Origin of the sequence: Butyrivibrio sp. VCB2001 (assembly GCF_000423965.1) — a bacterium.
Taxonomy (GTDB): Bacteria; Bacillota; Clostridia; order Lachnospirales; family Lachnospiraceae; genus Butyrivibrio.
Window position 1 is genome coordinate 277,294 of the sequence record NZ_AUIZ01000003.1, and the last position, 21,583, is coordinate 298,876.

General features: G+C 46.3%; 17 protein-coding genes and 2 tRNA genes. 15 read left to right on the plus strand and 4 right to left on the minus strand.

Annotated features, from left to right (window positions below):
- Nucleotides 1-37: 37 nt before the first annotated feature.
- The 4 genes from G589_RS0105975 to G589_RS0105990 all read left to right on the plus strand — a co-directional run bounded on the left by G589_RS0105975 (nucleotide 38) and on the right by G589_RS0105990 (nucleotide 3,143).
- Nucleotides 38-814 (plus strand): Cof-type HAD-IIB family hydrolase, encoded by a 777-nt coding sequence (locus G589_RS0105975; protein WP_035775468.1) that lies wholly within the window; start codon nucleotides 38-40, stop codon nucleotides 812-814.
- Nucleotides 815-890: 76 nt separating this feature from the next.
- Nucleotides 891-1,244, plus strand: a complete 354-nt coding sequence (locus tag G589_RS0105980) for a hypothetical protein (RefSeq protein WP_026521447.1) — start codon at nucleotides 891-893, stop codon at nucleotides 1,242-1,244.
- 9 nt (nucleotides 1,245-1,253) lie between these two features.
- Nucleotides 1,254-2,339, plus strand: coding sequence for a DUF3810 domain-containing protein (locus G589_RS0105985; RefSeq protein ID WP_035775470.1), 1,086 nt, complete (start codon nucleotides 1,254-1,256; stop codon nucleotides 2,337-2,339).
- Nucleotides 2,340-2,372: 33 nt separating this feature from the next.
- Complete coding sequence (locus G589_RS0105990) at nucleotides 2,373-3,143, plus strand: hypothetical protein (protein ID WP_026521449.1); 771 nt, start codon at nucleotides 2,373-2,375, stop codon at nucleotides 3,141-3,143.
- Nucleotides 3,144-3,222: 79 nt separating this feature from the next.
- Here G589_RS0105990 and G589_RS0105995 read toward each other — a convergent pair whose 3' ends face one another.
- The 3 genes from G589_RS0105995 to G589_RS0106005 form a co-directional block, all read right to left on the minus strand.
- The gene (locus G589_RS0105995) at nucleotides 3,223-3,687 is read right to left on the minus strand and encodes a Fur family transcriptional regulator (RefSeq protein WP_051192210.1); all 465 of its coding nucleotides are present in this window, start codon (nucleotides 3,685-3,687) and stop codon (nucleotides 3,223-3,225) included.
- Nucleotides 3,688-3,708: 21 nt separating this feature from the next.
- Nucleotides 3,709-4,605: a putative manganese transporter gene (locus tag G589_RS0106000; RefSeq protein WP_026521451.1), complete on the minus strand. Its 897-nt coding sequence runs from the start codon at nucleotides 4,603-4,605 to the stop codon at nucleotides 3,709-3,711.
- A gap of 95 nt (nucleotides 4,606-4,700) precedes the next feature.
- Nucleotides 4,701-4,771 (minus strand) — tRNA-Gly (locus G589_RS0106005).
- A 155-nt stretch (nucleotides 4,772-4,926) separates the two neighbouring features.
- Between G589_RS0106005 and sufC the strand changes: the two genes are divergently transcribed.
- The 5 genes from sufC to sufU are packed head-to-tail and all read left to right on the plus strand — an operon-like array spanning nucleotide 4,927 to nucleotide 9,950.
- Nucleotides 4,927-5,682, plus strand: coding sequence for a Fe-S cluster assembly ATPase SufC (gene sufC, locus G589_RS0106010; protein WP_022769350.1), 756 nt, complete (start codon nucleotides 4,927-4,929; stop codon nucleotides 5,680-5,682).
- Nucleotide 5,683: 1 nt separating this feature from the next.
- Entirely contained in the window at nucleotides 5,684-7,102 is a 1,419-nt protein-coding gene (gene sufB, locus G589_RS0106015; protein WP_026521452.1) for a Fe-S cluster assembly protein SufB, read from the plus strand.
- A gap of 14 nt (nucleotides 7,103-7,116) precedes the next feature.
- The gene (locus G589_RS19040; RefSeq protein ID WP_051192211.1) at nucleotides 7,117-8,286 is read left to right on the plus strand and encodes a SufB/SufD family protein; all 1,170 of its coding nucleotides are present in this window, start codon (nucleotides 7,117-7,119) and stop codon (nucleotides 8,284-8,286) included.
- Nucleotides 8,287-8,296: 10 nt separating this feature from the next.
- Nucleotides 8,297-9,517, plus strand: a complete 1,221-nt coding sequence (locus G589_RS0106025; RefSeq protein WP_026521453.1) for an aminotransferase class V-fold PLP-dependent enzyme — start codon at nucleotides 8,297-8,299, stop codon at nucleotides 9,515-9,517.
- Nucleotides 9,507-9,950 carry a Fe-S cluster assembly sulfur transfer protein SufU gene (gene sufU, locus G589_RS0106030; protein WP_026521454.1) on the plus strand — a complete coding sequence of 148 codons (444 nt, stop codon included), beginning with the start codon at nucleotides 9,507-9,509 and terminating at the stop codon, nucleotides 9,948-9,950. Before G589_RS0106025 ends, sufU begins: the two co-directional genes overlap by 11 nt.
- A 321-nt stretch (nucleotides 9,951-10,271) precedes the next feature.
- Here sufU and G589_RS0106035 read toward each other — a convergent pair.
- A tRNA-Lys gene (locus G589_RS0106035) sits at nucleotides 10,272-10,344 on the minus strand.
- 146 nt (nucleotides 10,345-10,490) lie between these two features.
- Between G589_RS0106035 and G589_RS0106040 the strand changes: the two genes are divergently transcribed.
- From G589_RS0106040 to G589_RS0106065, 6 genes are all read left to right on the plus strand, one after another.
- A complete protein-coding gene (locus G589_RS0106040) occupies nucleotides 10,491-11,261 on the plus strand; it encodes a TatD family hydrolase (RefSeq protein ID WP_026521455.1) in 771 nt (256 codons plus the stop codon).
- A gap of 11 nt (nucleotides 11,262-11,272) precedes the next feature.
- Nucleotides 11,273-12,133 (plus strand): 16S rRNA (adenine(1518)-N(6)/adenine(1519)-N(6))-dimethyltransferase RsmA, encoded by an 861-nt coding sequence (rsmA, locus tag G589_RS0106045; RefSeq protein ID WP_022769359.1) that lies wholly within the window; start codon nucleotides 11,273-11,275, stop codon nucleotides 12,131-12,133.
- 59 nt (nucleotides 12,134-12,192) lie between these two features.
- On the plus strand, nucleotides 12,193-15,231 hold the full coding sequence (locus G589_RS0106050; RefSeq protein ID WP_026521456.1) for a hypothetical protein: 3,039 nt from the start codon (nucleotides 12,193-12,195) through the stop codon (nucleotides 15,229-15,231).
- A 20-nt stretch (nucleotides 15,232-15,251) separates the two neighbouring features.
- Nucleotides 15,252-17,177, plus strand: a complete 1,926-nt coding sequence (gene glgB, locus G589_RS0106055; RefSeq protein WP_026521457.1) for a 1,4-alpha-glucan branching protein GlgB — start codon at nucleotides 15,252-15,254, stop codon at nucleotides 17,175-17,177.
- An 85-nt stretch (nucleotides 17,178-17,262) separates the two neighbouring features.
- Nucleotides 17,263-20,352: a DUF6240 domain-containing protein gene (locus G589_RS0106060; RefSeq protein ID WP_026521458.1), complete on the plus strand. Its 3,090-nt coding sequence runs from the start codon at nucleotides 17,263-17,265 to the stop codon at nucleotides 20,350-20,352.
- Between the two features lie 29 nt (nucleotides 20,353-20,381).
- Nucleotides 20,382-21,569 carry a flagellin N-terminal helical domain-containing protein gene (locus G589_RS0106065; protein ID WP_026521459.1) on the plus strand — a complete coding sequence of 396 codons (1,188 nt, stop codon included), beginning with the start codon at nucleotides 20,382-20,384 and terminating at the stop codon, nucleotides 21,567-21,569.
- The last annotated feature ends 14 nt before the right edge of the window (nucleotides 21,570-21,583 follow it).

Genomic DNA, 21,583 nt, shown 5'->3' on the forward strand with positions numbered 1-21,583 from the left:
AAATGGTATTATATTAAAAAAATGGGAAGTGGAAACAATGATTTTATTTTTTGATGTTGACGGAACTTTGTGGGATTACAAGAACTATATCCCGGAGAGTACAAAAAAGGCTATTAAGCTTGCCCAGGAGAACGGGCACAAGTGCTTTATCAATACAGGAAGAGCAAGGGCTTTTGTATATAATAAGGAGCTTTTGGGAATCGGGTTTGACGGTATAGTTTCTGCCTGTGGCTGCATGATCGAATATGAGGATAAAGTTCTTTTCAATAAGCTCATGACCAGAGATGAGGGCATAAGGACAATGGAAGCCGTGAAAAAGCATGACTTTAAGGCTATCCTTGAGGGTCCGACATACCTGTATATGGATAAACCGGACTTTGCAGACGATATGTTTGGACAGAAGGTCATCAGGGAGATGGGAGAAAGACTTCTTGGCATCACTGATATGTGGGGAGAGTGGGAGATGAACAAACTCTCCTGTATCTGCGACAGTCCGACAAGGGATGAGTGCTTTGAAGAGCTTTCGGATATCTATGATTTCATGCTCCATACGGATACAATCGTAGAAATGGTGCCAAAGGGCTTTAACAAGGGCACAGGAATCAAGGAAGTGTGCGAGCTTTTGGGGTGCGATGTGTCTGAAACCGTGGCGTTTGGCGACTCCATAAATGACAAAGAAATGCTCGAAGTAGCAGGTACTTCAGTAGTCATGGGAAGAGCTCCGGAGGAAGTTAAAAATCTGGGAACTATTGTGACGGAAAACCTCGAAGATGACGGTATTTGGAGGGCTTGCGAGAAACTAAATTTATTTTGAAAATAGGGGTTAAGATTCTTTTCTGCCTGCCGATATTATAAATGCAGATTTGGTAGAGGAAAGGATTCCTATTATTATGATGGATTTTGGTTTCTTGGCAGCAGCCGATAGCATAACAAATACATACCTTAATCAGAATTCAGCAAACAGCGCAGTATCCGCAATAGGTGCGCTTGATGACGAGACCAAGAAGAAGTTCGGAGAGCAGTTTGCTGAAGCGTATGATTCCATGATAGCTACTAAAATGCTGAGCGAAAACATGCGCCACAGCTATGAGGTTACTCATTCTGACGATCTTAAGTTCCATGCAAATCGCCTTGGATATTCCATAGATAACAGAGTTATCGATATGCTTCATATCCAGATTTCCGATGATATGACAGAAAAGGTAAGCAGCGCTATGAACAATGCGCTCGAGGCCATGTTATAATGAATTGACATGAATAAATTCAGTTTAAGAAGACTTTTAATTTGTGTCCTGCTCATAGGCAGTGCGATCTTCAATGTCGCTGCGTGGATGAGCAGGTCTTTTTCTGATTATTACACTGATAATATCTTCCCGAAGATCACTGGTATTTACGGGAGATTTACCAGTCTTTTTCGCGTGTCTGTGGGGGAGAGGCTATTGGTGCTGCTTCCCATTCTGCTGATTCTTTTAGTGATATCTTTTTTCATTAAAAGAGATTTCGCAAAGGGGTACAGACGTGTGCTGGCGCTGGTGCTTTCTGTTGTGGTAGCCGTAATGTCTTTAAACTGCTTCGTGCTCTATCACTGCACGCCACTAGGCGTTACGGAGACAGAAGGTGAGGAGTACTATCTTGAGGACCTGGCGACGCTAAGAGATTACATAGTGTCTAAGTGTAATGAGATGGCGGAGCTCATGCCAAGGGATGCTGACGGAAATGTTGTCTACGACGGCGACATGAATGAGACTGCAAGGGTGGCCATGGCAGGAATTGCCGGAGAGTACAAGAGACTTGATGGGTATTATGTAAGGCCCAAGGCGCTGACTTTCTCGGGATTTATGAGCCAGCAGTATATGCAGGGTTATTACTTCCCGTTTTCAATGGAAGCCAACTACAACGATATGATGTACATAATGAACAAGCCTTTTACCATGTGCCATGAACTGGCGCATACTCACGGGTACATTTATGAGGATGAGGCGAACTTCCTGGGATTTTTGTCCTGCATTAAATCAGATGATCCGGTGTTTGTTTACAGCGGATATCTGGGAGTTCTTAATTATGTAAACAACGATTTCTACAAGGCAGTTGATGAGGATGAGTACAAGTCCCATGTGAAGATATCGGATAAGGTTCGCTATGATGATCAGTTCCTTACCGAGCAGGCTTGGGAGTTGGTTGAAAAGAGAGCGATCCTGGAGACAAAGACGGTTAAGAAGGCAGCAGATACTTTCATCGACACGAACCTGAAGGTCAACGGAGTATCTTCCGGTAAGGTGAGCTACACCCACGTAGTGGCGCTGCTTCTGGACTATTACAAGGCAAATTCGTATAATTGATTTCGAAATATGTAAATTTAGTTGGGAGAGAACATGAAGAATAACAAGAAGAAAATCATTCCCTTAATTGCAGCACTTATGGCTGTATTACTGGTGGCCTGCGGACCATCCGATGAGAAGCTTGCCGAGGCAGAGGAAGCAAGAAACCTACTTGCTCAGGCTAAGCAGACAGCAGAGGATACTTACCTTGATGTGTCAGATACATCACAGCGAAGCCTTCTTGATTCACTCGCTGATAAGGAAGCTGAGATCGAGCAGCTGGATTTCACCAAGATGAATGACAAGAAGATTGACGAAGTCCTGCCGACTATCACAGAGCTAACAGAGAGCTATCAGAATATTGGAAAAGAGCTTTCGGGCGTCCTTACAAGTGAGACTCAGATTAAGGAAGAGAAGGCAAAGCACTCCGGGCTTGAAGTCTACTTTATAAATAAGACGGGAATGAATCTTTCAAAGATCGTTCTTCACGATATTTCCGCGAACACATATAGTGATAATTTCATCGGAGACGGAATAGTGCTCCAAAACGGATACACCCTGATGGGAGTTTCGCTTGATATCTATTCTGACAGCAGCGAGTGGGAGTTTGTGATCACGAATGATGTTGACACAGAGTACACCTTAAGCTGCGAGAGCTTAAAGGGAGAGGACCTAAAGGGAGCATCCATTGTGCTTAACTACGACTCCGCTACTGCTACTGGACAGGCAACCCTTGGTGGATACTTCCCGCAACCGGAACCTGAACCAGAAGAGGCTGCAGAGGGTGCTAGCACTGAAGCTGCCACAGAATCAACATCAGAATGAGTCACCGGGGACGTTTCAGATTGACTCATTTTGAGTCAATCTGAAACGTCCCCAATGACTCAAAAAAAGACCTTGACGCTCAATGCGCCAGGGTCTTTTTGCATTTATTACAGTATCCGTATATTTCAAGGTGATGACCTGTTATTTCAAAACCCGGAAGGGTGGTCTCAAGGTCTTTTGAAATCTCGTGAAGCGGACAGGTCGAGATAGTGAATTTCTCGTGGCAGCCAAGGCATACTGCGTAGTGTCTGTGGGTCTGCTTCTTGAGTTCGTAAACTGCATTGTCCTCAGTTGTGAGGACGGATTTCTCGATCATTCCGGCCTTCTCAAAGGCAAGGAGATTTCTGTAAACTGTGGAAAAAGCATACATCTCTTTTGACGCCTTCTCATTAAGAGCGCTGTAGATCTGCGCTGCTGAGAGGGGCTCATCTGCCAGGTAGAGAACTTTGTAGATATCAATTCTCTGCTTGGTCTTTTTTACGCCCTCGGGCCAGTTCTTTTCTATTGTTTCATCAAATGAATGTGAATGGATTTTGTGTGTCATATCTTTTACCCCAAATTACTATCAGAGGGTGATCCCAAGGACATCAATAAGAAGTCCTGAGAGAGTTCCGATCAAAAACAGCAGGATAGCTACGTTGAAGTTTACCTTCTTCTCCGGGTTTACTCTAAAGAGCACCATAAGGCCTATTCCTGCGCCGACAAGAAGTCCTGACATCATGGTTCCCAGGGTTATCATCTGATCAAGGTAGAGCGTAGTGATGATAACTGAAGGTGCACAGTTGGGGATAAGTCCGATGAGTCCTGCCAGAATGTGGCTCACAACAGGGTTTGTCTTAAGGAGCATTGACAGGTGATCCTCGCCGATCAGGGTGATAATTATATTAAGTAAAAGAGTGAGTACAAGCACGAACAGGAAGATGTGAAGGGTGTGCACAAAGGCTGACTTAGCCATGCCCTTTAAGGTTGCATCCTCTTCGTCATCGCAGTGGCAGTGCTCTTTTTCGCAGAGTTCGTTAATCCTTACCGGATCCTCAGCTCTTTTTCCGCGAGCCTTGTGATAAGCATGGACAGCGAAGTCGATGATAAAGCCGGCGATGATACCGATAACTGCCTTGAGGGCCAGGATCTTGACCATTGTGCCCACAGGGAAGTGCTCAGAGATAAGAAGAGGTATCATCTCATCTGAAGTTGAGAGATAGATCGCGATCAGAGTTCCCAGGGTGATGACACGTCCGGCGTAGAGGTTTGAAGCTGCTGCCGAGAATCCGCACTGAGGGAAGATACCGATAACGCCGCCAAGGAGCGGTCCGAAGTGCTCGGTCTTCTGAACAACGTTCTCCGTGAACTCAGCTGTTCTGTGCTCTAAGTACTCCATAGCAAGATATGTTAAATAAAGGAAAGGCAGGATCTTGACAGAGTCGATCACTGCATCAAGTACTATATCGATAATTACGTCCATTACAGACTCCTTTCTGATCCGGTAAATGCAAATGCAAATCATTTGCATTTAGAATATCTGCAAAAAAATACCAGCTCATTGCTGGTTTATCAAAAAGCGGGTGATGGGAATCGAACCCACGTATCCAGCTTGGAAGGCTGGTGTTCTACCATTGAACTACACCCGCATGGTGCTGACAAGAAATTATAATAACTAACTTTGCATGGTATGTCAAGCGCTTTTATTATTAATTACTTCCTATTTAGTTTGACAAGCATATAATAGAGGTGTTATTATTTTTCCTACCAAGTTAGTAGGAATTACGAAAGGAAGATTTTAACTATGTCTGAGAATTCATTATTGCAGGTAAAAGACCTCTCAGTATCAATCGACAACGAATTGCCGATCCTTCATAATATTAATCTTGATATTAAGCCCGGCGAGACACACGTACTTATGGGACCCAACGGAGCAGGTAAGTCAACACTTGGCTTTACTCTCATGGGCAATCCTCATTACTGTGTAACACAGGGAAACATCCTCTTTGAGGGCCAGGATATCACAGATATTTCAGCTGATAAGAGAGCCAAGGCAGGAATGTTCTTATCATTCCAGAACCCATACGAGGTTCCCGGCATTTCTCTTGGAAGCTTTATCAGAAACGCATATCACAACCAGACAGGTGAGCCTGTTAAGCTTCTTGCATTTAAGAAGTCACTCAAGGCAGCTATGGACATCCTTTCAATGGATGAGTCCTATGCAGACAGAGACTTAAACGTAGGATTTTCCGGCGGTGAGAAAAAGAAGGCTGAGATCCTTCAGCTTCTTATGTTAAAGCCTAAGTTCGCTATTCTGGATGAGACAGACTCAGGACTTGACGTTGATGCTGTTCGTACAGTTTCAAAGGGTATCGAGGAGTACCAGAAGAAAAAGGACGGAGCTCTTCTTATCATCACCCACAGCACCAAGATCTTGGAGTCACTTCATGTAGATTACACACACGTTCTCGTTAAGGGAAACATTGTTCACACAGGCGACGGAAGTCTTGTAGATGAGATCAATGCAAACGGATTCGAGAGATTTGTGAAAGAGGATTAAAATGGCTGATACTAACAACAAGCAGGTTGTGGCCGATATTGACCGCAGCCTATACGATTTTAAAGACGTAGAGAGCGAAAAAGACTTCTACCGTATGGCCGAGGGTCTTACCGAAGAGACTGTTCTTAAGGTTTCCGAGGAGAAGAACGACCCTGAGTGGATGCGCGATTTCAGACTTGAATGTCTTAAGCTCTACAACGATATTAAGGTACCTGACTGGGGCCCAAGCATTGAAGGCCTCGACATGGACAAGATTTCTTCCTATGTAAGACATAAATCCGATATGAAGGGCAAGTGGGAAGACGTTCCCGAGGATATCAAGAACACATTCGAGAGACTTGGTATCCCTCAGGCTGAGAGAGAATCCCTTGCAGGTGTAGGAGCTCAGTACGACTCAGAGCTCGTATATCACAATGTAAAAGACGAGGTTGCAGCCCAGGGCGTTATCTACACTGACCTTGAGAGCGCACTCCGAGGTGAGTATGCAGACATGATAAAGTCTCACTTCATGAAGCTCGTACCTCCCACAGACCACAAGTTTGCAGCACTTCACGGCGCTGTATGGTCAGGCGGATCCTTTGTTTACGTTCCCAAGGGAGTTAAGGTTGATATCCCTCTGCAGTCATACTTCAGACTTAATGCTGCCGGAGCCGGACAGTTCGAGCACACACTTATCATCGTTGATGAGGGTGCAGACCTCCACTTCATAGAAGGCTGCTCAGCTCCTAAATACAACGTGGCCAACCTCCATGCCGGATGCGTTGAGCTCTACGTTGCCAAGAACGCAAGACTCAGATATTCAACCATTGAGAACTGGTCCAAGAATATGTACAACCTCAACACCAAGAGAGCGATCGTTGAGGAGAACGGTATCATGGAGTGGGTTTCAGGCTCTTTTGGCTCACACACTTCATACCTGTATCCTATGACAATCCTCAAGGGTGATAATTCCAAGATGGAATTTACAGGAATCACCTTCGCCGGCAAGGGACAGAACCTCGATACCGGAGCCAAGGTAGTACATCAAGGCCAGCACACAAGCTCAGTTATAAATACCAAGTCCATCTCCAAGGACGGCGGAATCGGAACCTACAGAAGTAGTGTCATCATCCAGAAGACTGCTAAGAAAGCCAAGGCATCTGTTTCCTGTGACTCTCTTATGCTGGATTCAATTTCCAGGGCAGATACTATCCCCGGAATGGACATCCGTACCAACGATGCAGATGTAGGACACGAGGCTAAGATCGGAAGAATCAGTGATGAAGCGATCTTCTACCTGATGAGCAGAGGAATAAGCGAAGAGGACGCCAAGGCCATGATCGTAAGCGGCTTTGCAAATCCCGTATCAAAAGAGCTTCCTCTTGAGTATGCGGTAGAGATGAATAACCTGATCAAGCTCGAGATGAGCGGAAACGGCTGATAAGGGGAGAGCAGATGAGTAATGATTTGAACATGAAGGTCAATGTGCTGCCCGTTCTTACATACAATTTCCTGCATGTAAACGACAGTACCCTTCAGATAAGTGATTTTAATATTACAGGTGGGAACGCTCCTTTGGCAAAAGAGCTGCCGGCAGGCGTAACTGTAGAAAAGGCAGTTCCATTTGCAGAAGCGGGAGAGATATTCAGAAAAAACAATGACAGGATCCTGGCTCCTATTGACGGACACGTTGAGCCAAACGGTGATACTTCCGCAAGGGACAAGGACCAGGCGCTTCGTACCGGAATGGGCGCAGATGTTGACGGCCTTATGACAAGCCTTGGTGCTACAGTTGATATCTACACTGTAGAAGAGGGTGTTAAGGCAGATAAGCCAATCGTCATAAGCTATGACATGAAGAATGGAGATGCTTCTCTTTCCGGACAGATCATCCATGCTAGGAAGAATTCAGAAGTAACTGTTGTCATTGCCTACACATCAGATAATGACGCTTCAGGCTTTGTAGGAGTCAGCACAAGACTCTTTGCAGAGGACGGCGCTAAGATCAATCTGGTTAAGACCCAGCTCCTTGGTGAAGGCTTTGTTCACTTCGATGATATCGGCGGAGCATGTCTTTCTGATGGAAAGATCGATCTTGTGACTTTGGAGCTTGGCGGATGCAAGACCCTGACAGGAGCTTACGTCAACCTTGCCGAGAAGAATACAGTATTTACCAGCAATATGGGCTACCTTGTAAGAGGTGACCACAACCTTGATATCAACTACGTTGCTGATCACAGGGGCAAAAAGACAGAAGCAGGAATGCAGTTTAAGGGAGTCCTGATGGACAATGCTTCCAAGACCTTCAGAGGAACCATTGATTTCAAGAAGGGAAGCTCAGGGTCAGTTGGCGATGAGCAGGAAGACGCACTCCTTCTTAGTGAGGGCGTTGTAAATAAGACAATGCCCGTGATCCTTTGCCAGGAAGAAGATGTTGAAGGAAGACACGGAGCAACCATAGGTGAGCTTGGTGAGGATCTTCTGTTCTACATGCAGACCCGTGGTATTGATGAGTTAGAAGCCAAGAAGATCATGATCAAGGCAAGACTGGACAGCGTAGCAGGCCTGATTCCGGATCCCGAGATCAAACAGAGAACACTTTATTATATTCAGAACATAGTTTAAGGGGATAATCATGAGCGCACCTAGCGATTTTCGCAAGGACTTTGAGATTTTAAAGTCCGGCGAGTACATATACTTTGACAATGCTGCAACTTCACAGCGCCCAAGGCAGGTACTTGAGGCTGTAACAAACTTTTATAACACAGCCAACGCCAATCCTTTAAGAGGACTCTACGACTGGAGTATGGCAGCAACAGATGCCTACGAGAGTGCCAGAAAGGCAGTTGCAGACTTTATCGGCGCAGATTCTACCGAGGAGATCATCTTTACAAGGAACACCACAGAGTCTTTAAACCTTGTAGCATACAGCTACGGACTTGAGAATGTTCATGAGGGAGATGAGATCGTGATCACCGTTATGGAGCACCACAGCAACATGCTTCCATGGCAGATGGTTGCAAAGAAGAATGGCGCCAAGCTCATTTACCTTGAGCCCGATGAAGAAGGCGTTATCTCCAGAGAAGAATACACTTCCAAGATAACAGACAAGACCAAGATCGTGGCAATAGGCCATGTATCCAATGTATTTGGCGTTACCAATCCGGTAAAAGAGATTGCGGAGTATGCCCATTCCAAGGGAGCCGTTGTAGTTGTTGACGGAGCCCAGTCAGCGCCTCACATGGCAGTTGATGTTAAGGAACTTGGCTGTGATTTCTTTGCACTTTCAGGACACAAGATGCTGGCACCCATGGGAATCGGAGCACTCTATGGAAAGAGAGAGCTTCTTGATAACATGCAGCCTTTCCTGCGCGGCGGTGAAATGATAGAATATGTAACAAGGGAAGATGCAACCTACGCAGAGCTTCCTCACAAGTTCGAGGCAGGAACCGTTAATGCCGGAGATGCTGTGGGACTTGAGGCAGCTATTAAGTATATTCAAAATGTCGGATTTGAGACCATTGAAGCCCAGGAAGTTAAGCTTACAACTCTCCTTATGGATGGCCTTGCTAAAATGCCTTATATCAAGGTATATGGCTCAAAAGACCCTAAGAAGCACTGCGGAATCGTAACCTTTACCATGGACGGAGTTCATCCTCATGACCTGGCATCGGTTCTTAACGACGACAGGGTATGCATCAGAGCAGGACACCACTGTGCTCAGCCCCTTATGCAGTTTATCGGAGCTGGCTCTACAGCAAGAGCAAGCGTATATTTCTACAACACCGAGGACGAGGTTAAGCAGTTCCTTGACAGACTGTCTAAGGTAAGGGAGGTCATGGGATATGGAGCTTAAACAGCTTTATCGCGAGATAGTTAACGAACACAATCTTCATCCGGTACACAAAAAGGTCATTGAGAACCCCGATCTGGTACTCAGAGGTGTCAATCCCAGCTGCGGAGATGACATTACACTCAGCCTTAAGGTCAAGGACGGTGTCATTGAAGACGGCGGCTATGAGGGATCAGGATGCGCTATTTCACAGGCTTCTGTGGATATGATGGTGGATCAGATCATCGGCAAGAAAACAGATGAAGCAATCAAACTTGCCGAGATCTTTATGGGAATGATAAAGGGCGAAGTTACGGATGAGGAGAGTATAGAGAGCCTCGATGAGGCAGCAGCGCTTCAGGATGTGGCTCACATGCCGGCCAGAGTAAAATGTGCTGTGCTGGGGTGGAGAACCATGAAAGAGATGATCGAGAACCCTGAGAAGGCAAAAGGATAAGTGATCAGAGCATCTGCACCAACGTGGTGCAGGTGCTTTTTTGTATTCAAGAAGAATAAGTTTCCTGTAAGGATTTGTGGCAGAAGCGTACTATTCGGACCCCGGGACATGAAAAAGTGAACCATGCCGACAGACTCGAAATTCGCTTTGCGAATTCCTCGTTGTCGCGGCGTTCGCCGTATGAATAAAAAAAGAGGTATCAGAATGTGAGCAAAGAGCGCTCCCATCTGACACCTCTTATTTTTATTCGCATGGTTCACTTTACGCGCAAAGAAAAAGTACCATCCCCATGGGATATACCCACGAAAACAGTACTCGGCGTGCACCGCCAGGGTCTCGAACCCTGGACAACCTGATTAAGAGTCAGGTGCTCTACCAACTGAGCTAGCGGTGCATTTTTTATTTGTGTCGCTCTTAACGACAAGTGATATCTTACTACGGCCCAAAATAAAATGCAAGTACTTTTTTTAAATTTTTCAAAAAAATTTTTGTGAAATATGATAAAATAGTTTGAATTGGTATAAAAGGAGCGGGTTTGACATGATTTTTGATACCCATGCTCACTATGATGATGAGCGATTTGATGAGGATAGAGATGCCCTTTTAAGGTCCATGAAGGAATCGGGCATTGGAAATATAGTAAATATCGGAGCTAATATGGCAAGCTCCCAGAGGTCTCTGGATCTGGCAGCGGAATACGACTTTATGTACGCAGCTGTGGGAGTACACCCCAGCGACTGTGCAGAGCTCGACGATGAGAAGATTGAGAAGCTGAAAGAGATGAGCTCTTTTCCCAAGTGCGTAGCAATCGGAGAGATAGGTCTTGATTATTACTGGCCGGAGCCGGAACATGAGCTACAGAAGATGTGGTTTAAAAGACAGATCGCCCTTGCCAGAGAAGTGGAGCTTCCGATCATTGTTCACTCAAGAGATGCTGCTGCCGATACGGTTGACATTTTGAAGAGTGAGAATGCAGCAGAACTTGGAGGCGTTGTCCACTGCTTCTCCTATTCGAAGGAAGTTGCGGAAGAGTGCGTTAAGATGGGCTTTTATATAGGCATCGGCGGAGTTCTTACCTTTAAGAACGGTCGAAAGATGAAGGAAGTTGCTGAGACTATTCCGATGGAGAGGATCATTTTAGAGACGGATTGTCCGTATCTTGCCCCGGAGCCATTTAGAGGAAAGCGCAACAGCTCTTTATACCTGCCTTATGTTGTAAGCGCCATGGCGCAGATAAAAGGCATTTCAGAGGAAGAAGTAATAAGCATCACAGAAGCTAACGCAAGAGAGATGTACAGGCTAAAGGCCTAAGAGAGGATCATATGGCATATTTGGGAAACAGCGCCCGTACCAAGGAAGTACTTGCCAGGTACAACATGAGCGCCAAGAAGAAGTTTGGACAGAACTTCCTGATAGACGGAGGTGTCCTTGAAGGAATTGTAGAGGCTGCAGGAGTTACTGATAAGGACTGCGTTCTGGAAATCGGACCGGGTATCGGAACACTTACCCAGTATCTTGCAGAGGCAGCAGGCAGAGTCGTTGCTGTGGAGATTGATAAGACTCTTTTACCAGTTCTTGCTGATACGCTATCTGAATATGACAACGTTACTGTTATAAACGAAGACGTACTCAAGGTTGACATAGACAGGATCATTGAGGAGTACAACGAGGGACGTCCCATCAAGGTGGTGGCCAACCTTCCATATTACATAACCACTCCGATAATAATGAAGCTCTTTGAGAGTGGGGCTCTTATAGAGAGCATCACGGTTATGGTCCAGAAGGAAGTTGCCGACAGAATGGCAGCAGGTCCGGGGAATAAGGACTACGGCTCTTTATCACTGGCAGTTGGGTTCTATGCGGAAGCAAATACCGTGATAGATGTTCCACCCAGCAGCTTTATACCGCAGCCGAATGTGGGATCGGCGGTGGTTAAGCTCACCAAGTACCCTGAGCCAAAGGTAAATGTTAAGGATGCCAAGTACCTGTTTGAGATCATCAGGACCTCTTTTAACCAGAGGAGAAAGACACTCTCAAACTCCCTTTCAAATAACGCATCGCTGGGTGTTTCAAGGGATAAGGTCAGTGCTGCTCTTGTAAAGATGGGGATCGATGAAAGAGCGAGGGGTGAAACGCTCACACTTGAGCAGTTTGCAGAGCTTTCTGACATTTTACAAAGCTAGGGCGCTATGTTAAACTTACTACTAGATATTGTATTGTTGGTTCCAAAGAGGTGGATATTTTGGATAAAGTTGAGTATAGAATCAGGGCCGATGAAATCAAGGCTTTGATAGGGGAAGGCAGATTTGCCGAAGCAGTTAAGATTGCAGATACTATAGACTGGAAGCGTGTTAAGAGCGTTCAGATGCTCTGCACCATCAGTGACCTGTACAAGATAAACAGGCGTTTTCAAGAGAGTAAGGACGTTCTCCTGATGGCTTATGACAGATACCCTACAGGAAGGGCGATCGTTTACTCACTGTGCGAGCTTGCCATCAAGATGGGTGAGTTTGTTCAGGCGGTTGAGTATTACAAAGAGTTTGTAAGGATCGCGCCAAGGGATACAGGTAGATACATCCTTCAGTACAAGCTCTACGAGGCACAGGAAGTAAGCCTTGAGGAGAGGATCGCTGTACTTGAGGAGTTTAAAAAGCATGACTACAGGGAGAGATGGGCATACGAACTTGCTTACCTCTACCACAGAGTAGGGCTTACCACTGAATGTATTGAGGAATGTGACGAGATGTTCCTCTGGTTTGGTGACGGCAGATATGTCATGAAGGCACTTGAGCTCAAGGCACTTCATGAGCCACTTTCACCGGAGCAGCAGGACAGATACCTCAGATATAAAGAAAAGCACGGTGGAGCAGTGGATCCATCCATCGTTTCCGAGAAGGACGAAGTGGGCAAGGACGAGACCAGGACTGTTGAGATCAAGCAGCCCACCAAGGAGATGCCTCCCGTAACCGAGTCCGTTATAAATTCTTACAACGAGGGAACTCTTCCCGAGGAGCTCAAGCAGCCTGTGGAGGAGGACCTTGGAGAGACCAGAGAGTTCGACAGGATCGTCTACCCAAGTATCAGCGAGATAAAAGAGCCTTCGGTAGATGTCAGCTCATACAACACAGTTAACCTTCAAAAGGCAATCGCTGCAGGTCTTCAGGAGATCATCGGAGATAAGGATGATGAATCCAAGGAAGAGATCACCAAGATCTTTGAGCCTGTAGAGGCAGAGCCTGCCCAGAACACAGTTCAGCCCATCACAGAGGAAATCTATGAGGATGAAGAGCTGGAAGAGCCTGAATATGTGCTTCCTGAGGAGATCTCAGAGGAGCTTCCTGAGGATGAGATCGTAAAGGCAGCAGAAGAGGCTGAGGCTACAATAATCTATCAGCCTGTTGATCCTGATGCTGTGGCTTCGGAAGAGGCAGCACAGGAAGAAAATCCTGAGAGTGCTGCTGATATTGACAGCGATACAAGAGTATTTGAGCCTGTAGCTTCCGGCATGCAGGAGGTCTTTTTCGATACTGATCCCAAGATGGGAATCGAGATCAAGTATGGCGGAAACGGACCAATCCTTGGCGAGGAGAAGGTTATAACTCCCGAGGAGCCTGCCATCATGGCAACAGCTTCAGAGCCGGAGCCTGAAAACTATGAGGAGCCCGAAGAGGAAGAAGAGGTTAAGGAAGAAAATCCCGTTATTCAGCCTTTTAAGGCCTTCAATTATGAAGAGAAACCACTCGAGGATGAAGTTCCCGGTGCTGTAATACATCCAAACGCAAGCTACCAGATGCACAGCCAGTTCGAGACAATGCTGGCACAGGAGCCTGACGGTCAGATCAGTATGGCTGTTGAGCCCGAGCCTGAGGTTGAGAAGCAGATCACAGGCCAGATCAGCATACAGGAGTATCTGGACAACTGGGAGGCCTTTAAGAAGGCCCAGCAACAGAAACAGCTCGAGAGTGTAAAGAAGAGAGTCCTTGACGAGACCGGCGACATGTTCGCCGAGTTTGACTCCAAGACCAGAGAAGGCCTTCAGGAGAAGCTTGAAAAGGCCATCACAGATGCCATCAACAAGGACAGCTATGAGAAGGCATCCGGAAGAGGCGACTGGAGCGTCAAGAGAGAAGACGTTATAAATGCAGCTGTAGAGGAAGTCATGGACGAGGAGTCCCGTCCTGAGCCTTCAGAGGAGCAGCTTTTAGAGGAGATACCGGAAGAGCTCCCGGAGGAAGTTGATGCAGATACAGCCACAATCGATGCAGAGATGGTGGCAGCAGAAACATCTGACGAGGAAGAAGCAGAGCCTTCAGAGGAAGAATCTGCCGAAGTGCCTTCAGAAGAAGAGGTAAAAGAGCCTTCAGAATCAGATGAAGCTGAAGATGAGGATGATGACGAAGATGGTGAAGAGGAAAAGGAAGAGCCGGCAGCCAAGACAGAACCGGCACCTGCGCCTGCTCCCAAGAAAGCTCCTGCTCCTACAGAGAAAAAGAAGCATCACATCGGAAACAGAGAGCTCGAAGAGCGTGTAAGAACCATGACTCCCGAGGAGAAAGAGCTCTTTGGACCATATATACATCACAAGAAATCAAGAAGACAGATCATCAATGCCATTGATAATCTCAGCATGGATCCGTTCTCCGGAAACGCCATCGTTACAGGTGATGAGGGTGCTGGCACAGTAAGTCTTGCGAAGGGTCTTATAAAGGCTATGCAGGCCTCAGACTCTAACTTCAGCGGTAAGGTTGCCAAGATCACAGCCAACACTCTGAACAAGAAGAGCACAGCAAACATCTTTGAAAAGCTTGCAAACGGTGCTCTGATCATCCAGAGGGCAGCAGATCTGACGCAGGAGACAGTCAGCGAACTCCTCAAGATCCTTCAGCAGGAGAACAAGGGCCTTGTGATCGTCATGGAAGACACCAAGGAAGATATGGACAGATTCCTTGATAAGAACCCGTCACTTAAGCAGAGTTTCAACGTAAGAGTTGATATCGAAGCTCTTGATGACGACACTCTTGTGGCGTACGCAAGACAGTATGCCCTTGAGAAAGAGTATGCAATCGATAACCTTGGAATCCTGGCTCTCCACACAAGAATTTCCGAGAGACAGACCCTGGACCACGACGTTACAGTAGCAGAAGTAAGAGATATCGTGGACGATGCCATATACTATGCCGAAAAAAAAAGCGTTGGCCATTTTGTTGATGTAATAGTTCACAAAAGGTACGATGAAAATGATATGATAATACTTAGAGAAAAAGACTTTATGCATGACTAAAATTTCTTTAGGGGGCACGAATGAGTCAAAAGGTATTTATTTCAGAAGACGACGAGTATTTATTTGGACAGGGTACACATTACGAAATATACGATAAACTGGGAGCTCATCCTTCAGAGGAGAACGGCAAAAAGGGATACTTTTTCGCTGTATGGGCACCCAATGCAGCAGATGTTCACGTAGTCGGAGACTTCAACGGATGGGATGAGAATGCCCATCAGATGCACAGGTCAAAGACCGGTAACATCTGGATGCTCTTTATTCCCGGAGTTGGGATAGGCGAACTTTATAAGTACCTCATCACAGCTCAGGACGGAAGAAAGATCTACAAGGCAGATCCTTATGCAAACTTTGCTGAGCTTCGTCCCGGCAACGCATCAAGGACAACGGATCTGACCGGCTTTAAGTGGTCTGATAAAAAGTGGTACGACAATCTAAAGGGTAAGGAAATGAAGCGCATGCCCATTTCCATTTACGAGTGTCACATAGGTTCCTGGATGAAACATCCTGACGGAACAGAGGACGGTTTTTATACCTACAGAGAGTTCGCAGACAGGATCGTGGAATACTTACAGGAGATGAAGTATACCCACATCGAGCTCATCGGTATCGCTGAGCATCCTTTTGATGGTTCCTGGGGATATCAGGTAACCGGCTACTATGCACCAACTTCAAGATACGGCGAGCCTACAGACTTTATGTATCTTGTTAACAAGCTTCATAAAAACGGAATCGGAGTAATCCTTGACTGGGTACCGGCGCACTTCTGCCCGGATGAGTTCGGTCTTGCATGCTTCGATGGAACCTGCATCTACGAGCATCCGGACCCAAGGAAGGGAGAGCATCCTGACTGGGGAACCAAGATATTCAATCTTGAGAAGCCCGAGGTCAAGAACTTCCTTATTGCAAATGCTCTTTTCTGGATCCGCAAGTTCCATGTAGACGGACTTAGAGTTGACGCCGTTGCTTCCATGCTCTATCTCGACTATGGCAAGAAGGACGGACAGTGGGTTCCCAACAAGTACGGTGACAACAAGAATCTTGAGGCCATTGAATTCTTCAAGCACTTCAACAGCGTTGTAAGAGGAACATATCCTGAGGTTCTGACAATTGCCGAGGAATCAACAGCATGGCCTAAGGTTACAGCTCGTCCCGAGGATGACGGACTTGGCTTTGCCTTTAAGTGGAATATGGGTTGGATGCATGACTTCTGCGAATACATGAAGCTGGATCCTTACTTCAGGCAGGGAGCTCATTACATGATGACCTTTGCCATGAGCTATAACAACGCAGAGAACTATATCCTGCCTCTTTCTCACGATGAGGTTGTTCACCTTAAGTGTTCAATGGTTGAGAAGATGCCGGGATACAAGGTTGATAAGTACGCAAACCTCAGAGTTGGCTACACATACATGTTCGGACACTCCGGCAAGAAGCTCCTCTTCATGGGACAGGAGTTTGGTCAGGAGAGAGAGTGGAGCGAAAAGAGAGAGCTTGACTGGTTCCTTCTTGAGAATGACCTCAACAGAGGTATGAAGGACTATGTTGCAGAGCTTCTTGAGATGTACAGAAAGTATCCTGCCCTCTACGAAGTCGATGATGACTGGGGCGGATTTGAATGGATCAATGCCGATGACAAAGAGAGAAGCACCTACAGCTTCTACAGAAGAGCATCAAACGGCAAAGACAACGTTCTCTTTGTACTTAACATGACACCGATGGAGAGAAAGGGATTCATGGTAGGTGTTCCGTTTGCCGGAACCTACACCCACATCCTTGACAGCGCTGAGGTGAGATTCGGAGGATCGGGAAGTAATATCGCGCCCAAGATCAAAGCTGTAAAGGGCCTTTGTGATTACAAAGACTACAGCATAACCTTTGATCTTCCGCCTTACGGAGCCGAGGTATTTGTTTTCCAGACTCCCAAGCTAAAGAAAAAGAATTGACCTGCCGAAATAGAAGGTGATGGATGATAAGTCCATCACCTTTTTGCATGTCACAAATGTTTTTTCTCAACTATATGAGGCGCATATGAACATTAACTTTCAGACTATTACCGGTCAGAAAACCGGCGGCGACAAAATTCTTTCAGGCATGGAGGCGGAAGAAAGGATAGTGTCAGGGCCCTCAAAGTCATCAAATCTTTCAAAGGCAGGCTATGCTCTGGACATAGATGCATCGGGATTTACCGACAACGCATACGCAGGACATTCCAGATCAGTAGAAGACATTTCCAATATGGCTCAGAACACGGATGTTCAGAACCGTCATAATTTCATGGCTCTTTTATCAAATACCATGTCCGAGGAGGACTATGAAAAGGCCCTTAAGGACGGATTTGATATCAAAGATATAAACTCTGCAGAGACTGTAAACATCGTGGACAAGATAAAGAGTGTCCTCCTTGAGTCAGGAGTAGAGGTCGCAGGCTACAACGATGACCTCAGCTTTGAAAAGCTTAAGAAGATCACCGGAAGCGATGCTTTTGCCAAGGCTTTGCAGGATAGTTTTCATGAGAATGATATTCCTGTTACGGCAGAGAATGTTAAGGCAGCCAAGACAGCTGTTGACCAGGTAGCCGACATCAAGGCTCTTGATGACAGTGCTGTCAAATACATGGTGCAAAACAATATGAAGCCCACCATTGAAAATATCTATTTTGCTTCCCACAGCACAAATGGATTAAATGTCATGGGCAGAGGTTTCTATGCTCAGGAAGCCGGCGGATACTATGCGCAGACAGCAGACTCTTTTGACTGGGAACAGCTCGGTCCCCAGATCGACAAAGTCATTGAGGAGTCAGGTCTTGACCCTAAGGATGAGGCCACCAAGGAAAATGCCAAGTGGATGGTATCTCAGGGAATTCCGCTTACAGCAGATAATCTCGAGGCAGTTACCACCATAAAGGCAGCAAAGCTCCCTGTAACTGAAGAGCTCGGAGCAAAGGCAACGGCAGCAGCCATAGCTGATGGCAAGCGCGCAATCGACGGCAATCTCTCTGACCCGACTTCAAACCTTGAGAAGGCCATAGATATAGATCATAAGGTAAAAGAGATCTCGGACGACGATATAAAGGGTGCCATAATTTCAGGGAAAGATTTCACCATCAGAAATCTTTCAGGTGCGGGAACTTTCGCAGAAGTTCAGGCTCTTCCGGAGAACGACAACAGACTGGTCCTTGCAAGGATCCAGATGGAAGAAGTTCGTCTTCGCATGACAACAGAAGCCAACAAGCAGCTCCTTGACAGAGGCTTTTCGATAGACACAGCACCCATTGAGGAGCTCATTGAGAGACTTAAGAGCACAATGGGACAGATGGCGGATGAAACTGCCGGGAAGGCCATCGATGAGATAACAGATGTAAAGAGCGTCGGTACTTCTTATATGATGCGCATGACTATGACAAGGGTTTCCGTGATCGCAAACGGCCCTGTCGATATCGTGGGCGATATGGCAGATGAGTTTGAGAGCGCCAGCATCTTTAAGATCAGCCAGAGGTCAGAGACCATAGCAGCGAAGTTTGCCAAGGCCGGAGAAGGCTATGAAAAGCTCATGACAGCTCCCAGAGCAGACCTGGGCGATAGCATAAAGAAGGCCTTTAGAAATGCAGACGACATTTTAGAGGATCTTAATGAGGAACTCACAGATGAGAACCGCCGCGCTATCCGAATCCTTGGATACAACAGGATGGAGATAAATGAGGAGAACCTTGAAAAGGTCAGAAGCTGGGATGCTAAGCTTCAGGCAGTTATTTCAAGAATCAAGCCCGGTGCGGTCCTTGATCTTATAAGAGACGGTCAGAACCCTCTTTCAATGACCATCGAAGAGCTCTCACAGAACCTGGACAGACATTCATCAAATTCAGAGGACCAGAGAGGAAAGAGCGAAGAGAAGTACGCCAAGTTCCTCTATAAGCTTGAGAAAAAGAACGGAATAAGCAGTGAGGAGAGAAGCTCGTTCATAGGAATATACAGACTTTTCCACACCCTTAAGACCACCGATTACCAGGCCATAGGCTCACTTCTTAAGACGGGACGTGATATGACCATCGGAAACCTTCTTGAAGCTACAAGAAATCAAAAGGCTGCAAGACACGGAATGGACTTTAAGGTGGATGATGAGTTTGGCGGTCTTGAAGAGAGATCAGCCGGAGTAAAGATAGATGCACAGATAAGTGCAGCGTTCAGATTCTACAGCGCCAAGGCAGAGGTCGTATATGAGAACCTCGAACCTGAAAAGCTGTTACAGGCTGCTCCTACGCAGGAGACTCTTTTACCGGAACTTGCAGATAATCTTCAGGCAGCCGATACAGATGAGGCGCTTGAGAGAGAATATGTAAAAGAGCAGGTCACAAGAATGAGACAGACTGCCCAGCTAAAGGCAGCAGAGCCTGCCCTTGATGAGCTTAAGGCAGCAGAAGTTGAGACCACCTTCAACAATATGGAGGCGATGATCGGCGTAAGGCGCGATCGCAGAAACGGAAGCCTCTGGGAGAAGATGGGTGACATAAAAGAAAAAGCTCTTTTAACAGAAAAAATGGAAGATGATGATTATCAGGAAAACTACGTTAAGATTTTGGGAGATGTTTCCGATAAATTATCTGAAGAGCTAATGACTGACAATGACAGCTACATTGATGTAAGAGCAATATCTCTTTTGCAGAGGCAGATCTCAGTGATGACAAAGAGCGCAGAGAGAGATTCTTACGAAGTGCCTGTTGAGGTTGAAGGTCAGGTAGTTTCAATGCATGTGACGCTAAAGAGCGAAGCAGGCACAAATTCAAGGATGGATGCCAGTGTTCAGACTGATATGTACGGACTTATCACTGTAAGCCTCTACAAGGAAGCGGATGTGATAAGAGGAATGCTTACAACAACGAACAGCAGCAATCAGGAAGAGTCTGAATATCTGGAAAGTGTAAGAAGTAGATTGTGCGGAAAGCTATCAGAGAAGATAGAGGGAGCCGTTGCAGCGGCAGAGAATATAGCAATTCTCTATCACGCACAGGGCGGAGGCGCTTTAGCCACCGTTTCTTCAGGAGCCAGGGAAGGCAGTAATAACTTACAAACAGATACTAAAACACTCCTTACTATGGCAAAGGCCTTTGTTGAGGCGCTTTGACAAGTTGCGACTAAAGAAACGAGGTAGAGATGAAAGTAAATTATAACGTATCCGCAATGGTAGCAAACAACGCACTTCAGAGAAATGATAAGCTTCTTTCAGAATCTCTCGGAAGATTGTCCAGCGGTTTAAAGATCACAAACGCAAAAGACAATCCTTCCGGTCTTGCCATGTCAAGAAGAATGAATTCCCAGATTGAAGGACTTGGAGTAGCAAATAACACATCAAAGGATGCGATCTCAATCGTTCAGGTAGCAGACGGAAGCCTTTCAGAGATCCACGAGGTGCTCCAGAGAATGAGCGAGCTGGCAGTTCAGGCCAGCAACGGAACTCTCACAGACAGCGACAGAGAGGCAATCCAGTCAGAGGTAACACTTCTGAAGGAAGAGATCGAAAGAATGGCGCAGACTACACAGTTCAACGGCCAGACTATTCTCGACGGATCCTTTGATTACCGTGGATATGCAACAGTTGGCAATGATCCTTCAACAGCAGAGACAAATCCCAATGTAAAGATGGTTTCCTACTCAGATGTAGTTGAGGCAGGAAATTACCAGATAACAGGAATTGATGTAAGTTTCATGAACCTCACAGGTACAACCGGTGTTGATAAGAAGGGAATCTTCCTTGAGAACGGCAGTGAGACAAACATCAGCGTTAAGAAGATCCTCGAGGACGGTTCAATGGTTGACTACATGCCAAACGGTATGACAGCAACCGTTAATGAAGACGTGCTCACACTTCAGGATGCAACCGGCAAGAAGATCCAGCTTCAGATCGATGAGACCTTCAGTGGCACTGTAAACCTTGAGCTTACAGGCACAGGTGCAATGACCATGCAGGTTGGAGCAAACGAGGGACAGACCCTTGATATCAGGATCCAGAAGGTTTCTCTCACAACTCTTGGACTCTACAACCTGGACGTTTCAAATGAGGTTGGAGCAAGAGAGGCAATCGAGAGCGTAAAGAACGCCATCTCAGAGATCAGCGGAATCAGATCAAGACTTGGTGCTTATCAGAACAGACTTGAGCATACAGTAAGTAACCTCGATATCTCAGTTGAGAACATGACAGCAGCTTATTCCAGGATCATGGATGTAGATATGGCCGAGGAGATGACAACCTATTCAACACAGCAGGTTCTCTCACAGGCAGGAATCTCAATGATGGCCCAGGCAAACGAGAGACCGTCACAGGTACTTCAGCTTCTTCAGTAATCGCTAAGAGAGGG